The sequence below is a fragment of the Rothia uropygioeca genome (genome assembly GCF_004136585.1).
In the GTDB taxonomy this organism is placed as follows: Bacteria; Actinomycetota; Actinomycetes; order Actinomycetales; family Micrococcaceae; genus Rothia.
In genome coordinates, this window is record NZ_NOIR01000004.1 from 202,197 (window position 1) to 215,465 (window position 13,269).

12 protein-coding genes are annotated in these 13,269 nt (G+C 60.1%); 8 read left to right on the plus strand and 4 right to left on the minus strand.

Annotated elements, in window-relative coordinates; genetic code table 11:
- The first annotated feature begins 79 nt into the window (after positions 1–79).
- The 4 genes from EWR20_RS10905 to EWR20_RS13155 all read left to right on the plus strand — a co-directional run bounded on the left by EWR20_RS10905 (position 80) and on the right by EWR20_RS13155 (position 2,913).
- Positions 80–289 (plus strand): MbtH family protein, encoded by a 210-nt coding sequence (locus EWR20_RS10905; RefSeq protein ID WP_129360695.1) that lies wholly within the window; start codon positions 80–82, stop codon positions 287–289.
- Positions 286–1,275, plus strand: coding sequence for an ATP-binding cassette domain-containing protein (locus EWR20_RS10910; protein WP_129360696.1), 990 nt, complete (start codon positions 286–288; stop codon positions 1,273–1,275). The genes EWR20_RS10905 and EWR20_RS10910 overlap by 4 nt, the downstream gene beginning before the upstream one ends.
- Positions 1,272–2,069, plus strand: coding sequence for an ABC transporter permease (locus EWR20_RS10915; RefSeq protein WP_129360697.1), 798 nt, complete (start codon positions 1,272–1,274; stop codon positions 2,067–2,069). Before EWR20_RS10910 ends, EWR20_RS10915 begins: the two co-directional genes overlap by 4 nt.
- A 238-nt stretch (positions 2,070–2,307) precedes the next feature.
- Positions 2,308–2,913, plus strand: coding sequence for a 4'-phosphopantetheinyl transferase superfamily protein (locus tag EWR20_RS13155; RefSeq protein WP_129360698.1), 606 nt, complete (start codon positions 2,308–2,310; stop codon positions 2,911–2,913).
- On the opposite strand, the gene EWR20_RS10925 is transcribed toward EWR20_RS13155, so the two are convergent.
- Together EWR20_RS10925 and EWR20_RS10930 are read right to left on the minus strand one after the other, a co-directional pair.
- Positions 2,873–4,189 carry an MFS transporter gene (locus EWR20_RS10925; RefSeq protein ID WP_129360699.1) on the minus strand — a complete coding sequence of 439 codons (1,317 nt, stop codon included), beginning with the start codon at positions 4,187–4,189 and terminating at the stop codon, positions 2,873–2,875. The two genes, EWR20_RS13155 and EWR20_RS10925, sit on opposite strands and share 41 nt — an antisense overlap.
- A gap of 67 nt (positions 4,190–4,256) precedes the next feature.
- The gene (locus tag EWR20_RS10930) at positions 4,257–4,913 is read right to left on the minus strand and encodes an IclR family transcriptional regulator (protein WP_129360700.1); all 657 of its coding nucleotides are present in this window, start codon (positions 4,911–4,913) and stop codon (positions 4,257–4,259) included.
- A gap of 101 nt (positions 4,914–5,014) precedes the next feature.
- Here EWR20_RS10930 and EWR20_RS10935 point away from each other — a divergent pair, with 101 nt between their 5' ends.
- Entirely contained in the window at positions 5,015–6,532 is a 1,518-nt protein-coding gene (locus EWR20_RS10935; protein WP_129360701.1) for an aromatic amino acid lyase, read from the plus strand.
- A gap of 103 nt (positions 6,533–6,635) precedes the next feature.
- Here EWR20_RS10935 and EWR20_RS10940 read toward each other — a convergent pair whose 3' ends face one another.
- On the minus strand, positions 6,636–8,102 hold the full coding sequence (locus EWR20_RS10940) for a GntP family permease (RefSeq protein ID WP_165001030.1): 1,467 nt from the start codon (positions 8,100–8,102) through the stop codon (positions 6,636–6,638).
- 149 nt (positions 8,103–8,251) lie between these two features.
- Here EWR20_RS10940 and tcuA point away from each other — a divergent pair, with 149 nt between their 5' ends.
- Together tcuA and EWR20_RS10950 are read left to right on the plus strand one after the other, a co-directional pair.
- A complete protein-coding gene (gene tcuA, locus EWR20_RS10945) occupies positions 8,252–9,730 on the plus strand; it encodes an FAD-dependent tricarballylate dehydrogenase TcuA (protein WP_129360702.1) in 1,479 nt (492 codons plus the stop codon).
- A gap of 110 nt (positions 9,731–9,840) precedes the next feature.
- On the plus strand, positions 9,841–10,512 hold the full coding sequence (locus EWR20_RS10950; protein WP_129360703.1) for a GntR family transcriptional regulator: 672 nt from the start codon (positions 9,841–9,843) through the stop codon (positions 10,510–10,512).
- Positions 10,513–10,644: 132 nt separating this feature from the next.
- Here EWR20_RS10950 and EWR20_RS10955 read toward each other — a convergent pair whose 3' ends face one another.
- The gene (locus EWR20_RS10955) at positions 10,645–11,148 is read right to left on the minus strand and encodes an SRPBCC family protein (RefSeq protein WP_129360704.1); all 504 of its coding nucleotides are present in this window, start codon (positions 11,146–11,148) and stop codon (positions 10,645–10,647) included.
- A gap of 218 nt (positions 11,149–11,366) precedes the next feature.
- Between EWR20_RS10955 and EWR20_RS10960 the strand changes: the two genes are divergently transcribed.
- Complete coding sequence (locus EWR20_RS10960; RefSeq protein ID WP_129360705.1) at positions 11,367–12,593, plus strand: NAD(P)/FAD-dependent oxidoreductase; 1,227 nt, start codon at positions 11,367–11,369, stop codon at positions 12,591–12,593.
- The last annotated feature ends 676 nt before the right edge of the window (positions 12,594–13,269 follow it).

Consider the following 13,269-nt stretch of genomic DNA (forward strand, 5'->3'; position numbering starts at 1 on the left):
AACGTGCCGATTGCGCACATCGTCGGATCGGGGCCTGACGCGAAAAACAACCCAAATATTTGAACAGAGGAGCAACAACATGACGAATCCTTTCGATCGCGAGGACTCGAGTTTTCGTGTTCTGGTCAATGATCTCCAGCAGCACTCGCTGTGGCCGGAGTATGCAGAAGTGCCCCACGGATGGGTAGTGGTCTTCGGACCCGCGCCGCGTGCTGACTGCCTGAGTTATGTGGAGAAGAACTGGAAAGACATCACTCCGCAACCGACCTCCCCATTGGGCGAATCATGATTTCCTTACGCCAGGTCACCAAAACGTTCGGCACGTTTCGCGCTCTGGACCGGGTCAGTCTGGAGGTCCCTGCCGGTACGATTCAGGGTCTGCTTGGACCGAACGGCGCTGGTAAAACGACGATCGTGCGAATACTGACCACTTTGTTGGTTCCGAGTTCCGGAGATGCATACATCGATGGCAAGGACGTGAATCGACAGGCGCAAGCGGTACGAGCTCGATTGGGTGTTTCAGGGCAGTACGCAGCTATTGATGAAAAGCTCACTGGCTTCGAGAATCTGCAGTTGGTGGGAGAGCTTTATGGAATGGCGCGACGACAGGCACGTTCGAGGGCCAAAGAACTTCTGAAGCAATTCCGGCTCGATGACGTTCCCACCGGCCAACTGGCGGGGTCCTACTCAGGCGGAATGAAACGCAGGTTGGACCTGGCCGGGGCCATCGTTGCTCGACCGAGGGTGGTCATCCTGGACGAACCCACTACGGGCCTGGACCCTCGTGGACGTCGCGATACATGGCAGGCTATCTCCGCTCTGGCATTGAGCGGAGCAACTGTGCTGTTGACGACCCAATACCTTGAAGAGGCTGACGTGTTGGCCGATTCCATCGCGGTCATCGACAGCGGTCGGATTGTGGACCAAGGTACCTCTGAAACGCTGAAAGCCAAGGCCGGAGGTCCGAGGATCGACGTCCGGTTCTCCCCTCAGCAAGCTTTTGGTCCGGTCCGGCAAGCCTTCGCCGAGTGCGGCTTGGAGGGTTCATTTGATGAGAAGGCACTCAGCGCCACGGCGCCAGCGCCTCTGGGCACTGAGAGCCTCCGTTCCGTACTCCGTATGCTGGGCAAGCGCTGGGTGGACGTCACCGAAGCGGGACTGCGTCAACCCACACTCGACGAAGTATTTCTGCAAATAACGGGCAAGCCCACCGACGCGCAGTCTCCCGCTGACACCCTCGGCGAAGACCCTATTCGAAATGAGGTCCTTTCATGAGTGCTCTCGCAGCGATCCGCGACGGCAAAACGATCGCTCGCAGGAACCTCACGACTCTGAGGAGAACTCCAGGCGCCCTGGTTACCGGCTTCGCGCAGCCGATCATCTTCGTACTGATCCTGGCTTTCGTCTTCGGTGGGGCCCTCGGCGGGAAGGACTACCGGGAGTTCCTGATCGGCGGGATACTCGCTCAAACCTTGACGTTCAACTCCTCGTTCACGGCCGTGTATCTTGCCAAAGATTTGCACCAGGGCATGGTCGATCGCTTCAGGGTCCTGCCGATGTCGAGAATCGGTGTCATCCTGGGTCGAGTCTGGGCAGATTTGATGACCAGCATGGTGTCGATCATGATCATTCTGATATGCGGAACGGCTATCGGCTGGCGTATCAACGGCGATCCCCTGCACATTGCCCTGACCCTGTTTTTGCTGGTTCTGTACACATTCGCTATTTCATGGGTGGGAGCCGTTATTGCGATGACGGCCCGGAGTGTCGAAGTCGCCCAGAGCCTGGGTCTGCTGTGGCTCTTCCCCGTCTGTTTCATATCCGGAGCATTCGTGTCGGCTGATATGCTGCCTGCCTCCTTGCAAGGCTTCGCACAGTGGAATCCCGTGACCGCGGTCGCCACGGCGGCCCGTCATGGGTTCGGAAATGTGCCTCCGGAGAACTTCCAAGTTGCCACCGGCTGGCCCGCCCAGAATTCCATGTTGTATGCGTTTGTGTGTTGTGCCGTGATCATCGCGGTCTTCGCGCCTATTGCCTCGGCACAATATCGCAACATCAGCCGTCGATGATCACAATCCTGCGGTTCGACTGCGAAAAATTGGCTCGGGGTTCTTATCCCTGGGGCGGCCTGTCCCCCGACGAGCTGGAGGAGGCTGCCTCTGCGGAGGATCGGGAATATGCGGGCCGGCGTCGTGATCCATTGGACCGCTTCCGAACGCTCAGTTCACGGGCATCGCTGCGCCTGCTCGCCGCTCACCTGCGCGGCCAATCCTCACGGGAGGCACCGATCCTGCCCATTGATCGTTCATGCCACCGTTGCGGGGGCCCCCACGGACAACCATCCGTTGCGGGTCTCAGCTTGAGCACATCCAGCTCAGCATCCTCCGTGTTGGTTGGGGCCGACGCTTCGGAAGCCCCTCTGGGCGTGGACGTCGAAGCGGTTCCCATGACTTGTTTGCCGGCTTCGACGATCACGTGCTGCACCCTACTGAGAGCATGGCCTGCGTGCGAGCAGGTCGGTCGACTGCAGATTCGCAGTCCGCACGCCTACGTAGCCGTTTGGCGGTGTGGGTTGCCAAGGAGGCGGTGCTGAAAGCCGCCGGCATCGGTCTGGAGCATCCCATGAACAGAGTTCTCCTTGAACCTTCGGACAGGACGACGCTCTGGAGGGACAACCAGCTCACAGGCGAACTGATGTGGCAGCTCGTCACCGAGGCTCAGAGCCCGAATGTTCGAGGGCTTTTCGTGTGCCTTCTACCGTCGGCGGGCGGTCCGGTGAGCGCCGTGGCGACCAACGCGCCCGCGGATGTCCACGACATCGCCCAGAACTTGTTCCAAGGTCGACGGGCCTCTGTGGCCCCGGAACTACGGTCTACACCAAATGCTTCGTCGAGGTCTCCGGGGCGTACTTGATGGTGAAGAGCAGACCGATCAAGAGCACGAGGGCCAGGGCAAACATCGACCACGAGATGCCCCAAGCCGTCAACATGATGGGCAGAATGAAAGTTCCCGCCGCGGAAGCGATTCGGCTCAGAGCATTGAGCAGTCCTACACCGGTCGCGCGCAACCTGGTGGGGAACAACTCGGCCGGATACACCTGCGTCAGGTTCGACGCCGCAGACATCACGAAGGTGTAGACGACGAACGGGATCATGAGCACGGCGACGGAGCCGTCGGCCAGCAGACCCAGAAGCACGAGCGAAACCGTGAGGATCAGGAATGAGATGATCGTTGCACCTCGCCGCGAGAATTTCTGGACGAACCACAACCCGGCGCTCCCGCCCAAGAGGAGGAAAATGTTCAAGACCACTTCCTGCACGTGCCCGTCGGATACCTCGAGGTTCTCGAAGATCGTCGGCATGAACGTGTAAATGGCGAAGTAAGGAAGGACGAGCGCGCTGTAGAACACAATGCCGAACCAGGTGTACTTCGCTTGACCCGAGGCAAAGAGTTCGCGAAAACCATGGCTCTCCTCGGGACTGGCGTTTGCGGCCAAATCCGTCGCCGAGATATCTGCCTTGAGATATTTGCCGACGATCTTTTGCGCCTCCTCGATACGACCCTTGCTGATGAGCCACCCTGGAGATTCCGGCGCACCGATTCGGACCACCAGGACGACGAAGGCGGGGATGGCACCGCTGGCAAGCAGTACTCGCCATGATTCTTCCCCCGTGAGGAAGAGACTTCCCAAGACGTTGGCGGCGACGTATCCGACGGTCCACATGACGGTCAGGGAAGACAACATCATGCCGCGAGACTTCCTCGGAGAAAATTCCGAGAGCAGCGTTGGTCCGACGGCGTAGTCCGCGCCGAGCCCGAAGCCAATGATGAGGCGCAGAATGAAAAGGCTGAGAAACCCGTCGGCCCAGAACTGCAGGACCGAGGCTACCGTTATGATCACGAAATTGAGGACGAAGACGCGCTGACGCCCGATGAGATCGCCGACGCGGCCGAGGACCAGACTGCCGAAGAACAAACCGATGAGCGCGGAGCTGGCCAGCAGTCCGGATTCGAGACCGCTGAGGGACCAGCCCGCTGTCAGGGCGGGCAAGAGGGCCCCGATCATCCCCAGGATGTACCCATCCGTGAAATTGGCACCGAAGGTCATGACGGTTACTCGGAGATGAAATCTGTTGAAGGGGATCTCGTCTATGGCCTGCGTCGTGGGTGCGTCCGATATCTTTACCATTCGAATTCCTGATCGCTCGTCCGGGCCCGCTACAATTCAGCGGGAAGCTATGTGATGCTGGCCAGTTCTATTGCGACGAGGTTCGCAATTTCCTGGAAACTTCGGAGGCCGCATGCTGCAGAAGTGCCCCGCAGCTTCTGGTCTTCTGTTTGGTCGATCTGTAGGTGGGGACCAGGATGCTCATGGCCGCAATGGGTCTGTCTCCTCCGTAGACGGGTGACGAGATGGCCGTGACGTCTTCCTCGACGATGTTCTCCGAAACCAAGTAACCCTCCTCCGGGGTTTTTCCCTGGAGGACGCTTCCGGCGGCGGATCCTTGCACGGGGATCGTGTGGCCGACCCAGCTGACATGCCGCACCGAATGGTTTCCCTCGACGATGCTGATGTACAGGACCGTGTCACCGTGTGCCTCGACGCTCAGGTAGACGGATTCGCCCGTCTCGGCCGCCAAATCCTGCATAGGCTGTCTGGAGAGCTCTGCCAGGGAATCGTCGCTGAAGGCTTGGGCACCGACTTGGATGAGACGAACCCCTGGTCGATAAATCCCGGCATCATCCCGCGTGAGCCATTTGCTCGCCTCAACGGTCCGAAGCAGCCGCAGGGTGGTGCTCACCGGCAGTTCCGCTTCGCGCGCAGCCTCGGCCAGCGTCATCGCGCCCTTGTCGCAGACGATCCCCAGCAGATCGAGGGCTCTCTCAACGGTTCGGGTCGAAGTCTCGGCCATGGGATCCTCTCGGTCTCTTGGGTGATCCGGGTAACAATTTTATCCAGTGAAACATTAAAACCGTCTAGTGAAAACCTTAAATTTGAGGCAGACTGTGCTGCATGCGCGAAAATGAGCAGTCCGATCTCCAGCAATTTCGAGGCGAAGACCATCAGGAATCCGACCATTTCGGTCATACGGATCCACCCGTCCAGGTGGACGGAACCGGACTGAGAATTGCCGATCTCGACAGGATTGCCAATGGTGCCGGGGTTCGTCTCGCACCGGATTCCCTTGACCGGCTCCGTCGGCAGCACCGACAAGCCCGTGAGATCAGTGAGCGGCAACCCGTATACGGCCAGTCCACGGGTGTGGGTGCAAATCGGTTCGTCGAGATAGACGAGCATGACGGCGAGCACGGCCTGCGACTGCTCCGGAGTCACGCCGCCGACGCCGGTTCCGACGTTCCCGCGGAAACGGTCCGAGTTATGTTGGCGATTCGCTTGTCTCAGCTCGCGGCGTCCGGAAGCGGGATCAGTCCGGACGTTGCCCAAGGCCTGGAACAAATGCTCCGGGACGATGCTTTGCCCATTATCAGGACCATAGGAGGCATCGGGACAGCCGACTTGGCGGCGTTGGCCTCCACTGCACTGGCTTTGAATGGGGAACGCTCAACCACAAGGCCATTGTCCGTAACCGTGTCCTTCGGTCGAGACAGCGCTTTGCCGTTCATGAGCAGCAGCGCGCTGACATTGGCTCGGACGGCACGCTGCTTGGCGCGGCTGCGGGAGCTCGAGCGTTCCTCGCGCGTTGTCGCTGCTCTTTCGGCCACGGCTGTCCGGGCCAACCGGCAAGCTTTCTCGCGCCAAGCAGGCCGCGCCGCCGTGCTTCCCGCGGTGGCCCGGGTCGCGGAAGAAATGCGTGGTCTCCTCGAGGAAGAATCGGAGCCGGCCCGAATCCAGGATCCATTCGGCCTGCGCGCCTACATACAGTCGCAGGGTGCCGTGGTGGAAGCCATGGACCGACTGCTGAACCTCGTCGAAGTCTTGACCTCGACGGCCCAGGAGAATCCGCTCTTCGATTTCGAATCACTAAGCGCAGTGCACCACGGTGGATTCCACCAGGTTTCATTGGGCCTCGCCACCGACGGGTTGAACCTCGCCTTAGCCCAAAGCGCGCCCCTGGTCATGTCCCGCATCACCATGCTCCATGACCCGATGTACACGGGTGCGCCTTCATTCTTGGCCGACGGAACGGATGGCTCCTCCGGCCACATGATGCTCGAGTACATCGCAGCCAGTGCCATGGCGCAGTTGAGAAATACCGCCCAACCAGCATCGATAAACACCGTCGTGCTCTCGCAGGGTGCCGAGGAAGACGCCAGTTTCGCAACTCAAGCGGTCGATCAGCTCGAGCGGGCCGCGGACAGCTACCAGATGATGCTCTCCATCGAACTGCTGTCCGCGCACAGAGCCCTCGATGTGCTCGACAGAACGACATCTTCCCCGCTCAACCGCGCGATACTGCACATGCGGGAGGTTATCCCCGTCGTCACCGCAGACCACGACCTGCGCCCGGACATCGACTCGGCCAGCCGAGCACTCCCGGGTCTGGCTCACGGGATTCTTCCGGAGGCCTGAGGGCCTCTTATTCCGTCCGTCGCCCTGCCTCAATTCGGCTTTCGTCACGGCCCGCGTGCGTTGTGGATCATCCGGCAGATAGCACACCAAGGGCTGCTCGTCGTCAGAAGAACAGAGACAACAAATAGGCGAAGATCAACCCGAAGACGGAAACCAGGGTTTGGACCATCATGTGGGTTTTGGTGGCCTGCCCAAGCGTCATGCCGAAGCTTTCTTTTACAAACCAGAACCCTGAGTGGTTGACCCAGTTGAGGCCGATGGTTCCAGAACCGATGGCTATGACTATGAGCGCGGTATATGGATCCGAATATCCTTCGACAAGCGGTGCCAGCACTCCGGTGGCGGCGACGATACCCGCAGTGGCTGAACCGGTACAGAAGGACAGAAGTAGGCCGATGAACCAACCCAGGAAAATCAGGTTCAGCTCTAGGGACGAGGTGATATCAACAATGGCGTCACCGATGCCTGAGTCCTGCAAGGCCTGGTTGAACGCACCCCCGCCTGCGACGATCATGACGACGCTAGCCACAGACCCCATACTGCTGGTCAAGGATTTACGGATCTGCTTGCCGGAAATCTTCGCCTGGTAAGCGACAACCACGGATGCGAAGAGGACACCGACCAGCATGGAGACCGCAGGATTACCAAAAGCTTCCGTGATGGTGTCCAGACGAGAGTCGGGGGCAAAGAGCAAGACCACGGAGTTGACGAGCATCAAGATGACCGGAACCAAGATACACACGACCGCCAGTCCGCTAGGCATGCTTTTGACCGGCGATACCTCGACGACCGCCGTGGCCACCTCTTCCGAGGGTTGTGCTGCCACCGACCCTGTTGACTTCTTGGACGATTCAGCGGCAAACGCTTCTTCGAGGTCCGTGCCGGTGAATTGCTTGACGAGGTGCTCTGGCGGCTCAAGTTTTATATGGGGTGCGACGAGTTTGGCGTAGACCGGCCCCGACAGTATGACGGTCGGTACCGCACATACCAGCCCGAGCAGGATGGTCGTGCCGATGTTGGCTCCGAGCCCGTCGACGGCGATGACCGGACCTGGATGGGGCGGGACCATTCCGTGCAAACAGCACAGCGCGGCGATGGCCGGCATCAAGATTCTGAGGTACCACATCTTTGGGCGACCGGACTGGACCTCAAGGCGCAAGGCCACTGAGTAGATCACCGGCATCAGGACGACCAGCCCGACTTCGAAAAACATCGGAATGCCGACCACAAAAGCGGCCAGAGTAGTGATCCATGGCGCAGCCCTCGGGGAGCTGTGGGAAAGAATGGTGTCCGCGATCTGGGCTACAGCCCCGGAGTCTGCCAACAGCCGGCCCAACATCGCTCCGAGGAAGATCACGATTCCGGTTTCGCCCAAGATGCTTCCGGCACCGTCTGTCAATGTTTTCGGGATCTCACTCAGCGGTTCACCGGCAGCCAGCGCCGTCAGGAACGCGACGACGACTAGTGCCAGGAATGGATGCAGCTTGGTGCGCCAGTTGATCAGAAAGATCAACACAACGATGGCACAGAGCAGGACCGCGACAAGGTATGCGGGTGTATCAGTGATCATGAACACACCGTACAGTCGAGTCCACTTGTTGGCTAGAGAATACTACCGAATCCTTACATACAATTATTAGTACTGCTGTATTCTTGTGGTTCGCTTAGTATACGCTTGTACTTCAATAGATACAGGCTCGTCATGAAGGGTGGTAGACAGTGTCCGGGACGGAACAAAAGTACGAGGCAGACGTGATCGTCGTCGGTGGAGGCAACGCGGGTTTCACGGCAGCCCATGCGGCGGCCAAGAACGGCCGCCGAGTACTTCTCTTGGAGAAGGGCCCCAGCGACGATGCTGGTGGCAATAGCTTCTACACGGCCGGCGCAACCCGGATTACGCATCAGGGGCTCGAAGATCTCAAGGATTTCATTGAACCCGACGCACGTCACGCAATGACCACGGTCCCGCCGTACACTTCTGAGGACTATGCCGCCGATCTTGATCGGGTCACGGAAGGTCGCAATGACAAAGAACTGACCAAAGTGCTCCTCGACGAAGTCACCGAAACCCTACGATGGTTGCATTCGCTGGGACTGAAGTACCGGCTGATGTACGAACGCCAGTCGTATCAGAACCCGGACGGAACGTATCTCTTCTGGGGCGGGTTGCACGTCGGAAACGTCGGCGGCGGTCAGGGTCTGATGGCCGACCACACACGTGTTGCGGGCGAACTGGGTATCGAGATCCAGTACGGAGTCCGCGGGAAGGAACTGCTCACCGAAGACGGCAGTGTAATAGGCGTGATGGCAGAGGTCGCAGGGAAGGAGATCAACTACTCGGCCGAATCCGTCATACTGACAGCCGGCGGTTTCGAAGCTGACCCAGAAATGCGCTCCCAGTACCTGGGCCAACGGTGGGGTCACGCTAAAGTGCGTGGAACGCCCTATAACACTGGAGACATGCTCAACGCGGCCCTGGCCGTTGGGGCCGCACGTGGCGGCGACTGGTCTAGCTGTCACTCGGTACAGTGGGACGCCTTTACTCCCCACAATGAGAGCAATCGGGAGCTGACCAACAGGCTTACCCGCCAGTCCTATCCTCTGGGCATACTGGTCAACAAAAACGGCGACCGCTTTCTCGATGAGGGCGCTGACTTCCGCAATTACACCTACGCCAAGTACGGCAAGCGCATCCTCGAGCAGCCGGATGCCTTGGCTTTTCAGATTTTCGATGCCAAGACCCGTCCGATGCTGCGTGAAGAAGAATACGAGATGCCTGAGATTTCGGAGGTGACTGCCGAGACGGTGGGCGAATTGGCTGAAAAGCTCGGTATCGATCCCACCCAGCTCCAAAAAACCGTCTCTGATTTCAACTCCCGCATTAACGTCGACGCCGATTTCGACCCCAATGTTAAGGACGGCCGCAGAGCTGACGTGGAGCCGCCCAAAAGCAACTGGGCGGAGGAGATCGACACTGCGCCGTTCTATGCCTATCCGGTCACTTGCGGTATCACCTTCACCTTTGGAGGTTTGAAAACCGACACCCATGGCAGAGTTCTCGACCAGCGCGGGCAACACATCAAGGGACTCTACGCAGCAGGAGAGATGCTCGGCGGGCTCTTCGCCAACAACTATCCTGGGGGTTCTGGCTTGGCGGCCGGTTGCGTCTTCGGCCGCAGGGCCGGACAGATCGCGTAGCGAGACCAAACGACTCCCCTGTATCCTCAGTCCAGACGACGACCGTGCTGCGGTCGGTCGGATCGTTATGGACTTGGGTTTCCGGAGACATCGAACAGACGAGGGAAGAAATGGCACGAGGGGCGGCGAACGGCTTCGATCGCAACGCTATTTTCGAGCAACTGCGTCAAGAGATCATCGAAGGAACCTTGGAACAAGGCTCGCCCTTGAAGGAATCTCCACTCGCAACCCGGTTCGATGTCTCCCGCACCCCGGTCCGAGACGCATTGATGCGGCTGGAACAGACCGGTTTGGCGGTACGGGGGAATCGTGGGCTTGCGGTGAAAAGTATCGATCCGCAGTCGGTCGTACAGGTCTATCGGCTTCGTATTCTGCTCGAAGAAGAGGCCGCCGGACAGGCAGCAGAGAACCGAACGTTCAATGACGTGATCAGCTTGCAGGCCCTCATGTCTCGAGACAAGGAAGTGGATCAGGAAGACGAGCAGGCTCTGGTCCGTGCCAATCTGGATTTCCACGAAGCCGTCTGGCAAGCGACGCAAAACAACCTACTGATCTCATTGCTCAACGAAGTCACAGGCCAGGTAGTACACGCTCCAAAATCTACGCTTTCGGTCGGAAATCGCTGGAGCGAAGCGCTGGAAGAGCACGAAGCGCTGGTGAAGTCCATCGAAGACCGAGACATTGCCTCGGCACGCCGGATAGCCCGCCAACACTTCGAACAAGCCCTGCACATTCGGATGAGCCTGCTCAGAGAATCCGTACGTCAACGCATCGACGGTTAAAAGGATTCGGCGGCGTCGGTCGTGCGGCCGCTGGGGCGCTGGCACAAGCGGGAGCATGTGTGGTCCTCGCCGTCCGCTAGATACGCCGCGTCCAGTTGCGTCGGCACTCATCGTCGATGACGGCGTGGTCCGTCAGGCCGCTTGCTCGAATTCTGCCTTCATTGTCGTCAACGTGCGTTGGATGTTTTTCCGTTGGAAATCCGAGAACGGCTTGCCGCCGGTGACGGCTCGGTCGAACACACCGGCCAACCAGTCGGGCCACTTCGTTCGCTGATCAGTCCAGGTTTCGGTGACACGCGTGCCGCCGTCGACTTCTTCGAAATCGTAAGCCCACCGGGCGATCCCGCCGCGCAGAATGGGCGAACGAGGCCCAATCTTGCGCACTTCGAAGGCAAAGCTCTTCCCCGGTACGGATTCGGTCACGACGCACTGGGTGATCCAGCGGGCCCTGCCGCGATGGTTAGTGCCGTCGAAAACCTCACTATCGTGCAATGGCCGGCCACCCTCCGGTCCCACGGCCCCAGTATTCTCCGGGCTCCATCGGGGCATCTGCGTTGGATCAGCGACCTGGTTCCAGATCGTCTCAGCTTCTGCTTGGATCACCACGCTGTCGCTTACCTGCATTGTGCGGTTCATTCGGGTCCTCTCCTCAATTGACTCCACACTAGGCCGCCTTCCTCGGAGGTGTATACCTCGCCTCCCGGATAGCGTGCTGGAGAAAGCAGAGGCACCGGGGGTCGGACGGCCAACCGAGCCCTCGTACGCGGCTCTCTGCCTCTCAGCGAGCCCCACCTGCAGGGTCACGGCTGCTCGATGGCATGGACTTTTCGGGGCGCGGTGCTCATACTGACCGCATGGCTATTGATCCAGACTTTGCGCCCGATTTACTGCCCGATGAGGTAGCTCTGCTGGTTATCGGCAGTGGGCCGGCAGGGATGACCGCGGCGCGGAGCTATACCGAGGGCGGCGGACCCGGAACGGTTCTGATCGTCACCGCCGACACGGACCCGCCCTACGAGCGACCCCCACTGAGCAAAGAGATGTTGGCCGGCGAACAGGCAGTCCACCCGCAGCCCATCGATGAGGATCCGTTGCCTGATCAGGTTATGTTGCGGTTGAAGTCCGAGGTCACCGGCGTGGACCGCGAAAGACGCACGGTGCACTACGACACCGTGGACGGGCGGCGCAGCGTTCGGTACTCACGGCTAGTGATAGCGGTCGGTTCCCGGCCAAAGGCGCTGCCCGGCGCCGACGACGACGCCCAGGTCTATCTGCTGCGCTCGTTGCAACAGGCCCGGGAATTGGTGGACGCAGTCGATGCAGCCCGCTCTGCAGTGGTGGTCGGGTCTGGATTCATCGGCTGTGAGGCGGCAGCATCTCTGGCCGGTCGCGGCGTACAGACGACCATGGTCACTCCGGAAACCGCCCCTCAGGCTGCTCGATTGGGGCGGACTGCCGGAGACCGTGTGAGCGTCTGGTTGCGGGAGGCTGGGGTCGAGCTCCGCACGGAGGTGCAGGTCGAGACGGTGCGCGCGCCGTGCACGGTGCATCTGGACGACGGTACGGCGCTCACTCCCGACCTGGTACTCGCCTCCGTCGGGGTCGAGCAGAACGGGGACATGTTCGCCGATGCCGGGTTCCGTGTCGAGCAAGGCCGCCTGATCGTGGACGAGCAATTGCGTACCGGCCCAGCGGAGTGGGCGGCCGGCGATGTCGCACAAGCCCAGCACGCGGTGGCCGGGCGGCAACTCGCCGTCGAACACTGGGGAGACGCGCTGTCTATGGGAGAGATTGCTGGTCGCAACGCCGCGGCGGCAAGCACGGGCGTCGGAGAGCCACGAGTATGGGACGCGGTTCCCGGATTCTGGTCCGTCATCGGCGGGCACACGCTCAAGTACGCGGCTTGGGGCGACGGATACGCGACCGACCACCCGGTCGAATACGAGAACGGCTTCACCGTGTGGTACGCGGATAGGGACGGTACGCTCGTCGGAGTGCTGACGCATGAGGCAGACGCGGACTACGACCGCGGCAGCGAGCTGATCAAGCAGAAACGCCCAGTGCGTGAGGTCGCACGTTGAGGTCAAGGACTCGTGAGCCTGCGGTCTGTCCTTGGTCGCATCCCCTGCGATGATGCGCGGACCACACACGAAAAGCGTTGGGCCGGTCCGCTCCTCCCCGTACCGCTTGGCTTCACCGTGCAGACCAGTGCTATCGCCTTCAATTCGGCTCCGTGAGCATACGCTACAGTCACTTTTCATCAGGGCAAGCCCCCCCCCGGGAGCCCGCTCTGTTGATACCGTTGTATCAGCGTGCTCTGTGGCCAAACAGAGTCTCGGCGGAGACAGGCTTCATAACCTGCCTTCCCGCGCGTAGTGTGCGGATATGGGACTTCAAGACTTGAGAAGCTTTGGAACCGGGCTCGCCGCAGGGATCGGATCGGCGCCAGCCGTTCTGATGGGCAGAACCGTGGAGACCACCGTCAGGACAAGCAGGGGCAATCCTCGAAACACCGAATTCTCGACTTGAGCTCGAACCTGCTTCAGAAAAATATCCTTGAGGAGCTCCTCCACGAACGCGACCGCCGACTCGGCATTTCCACACCGCACCAACGTGACAAACGCCAGGACATTCCCACTCCAGAGGTAGCTAGTGAGGCGAACTCCTGGCAGAGCGGGCGCACCGTGCAAACGACTCTGCACCAGGTGGATCTCAGACGGTAGGCAAGACCCGACGAGACCCCATTCAACCCCACGA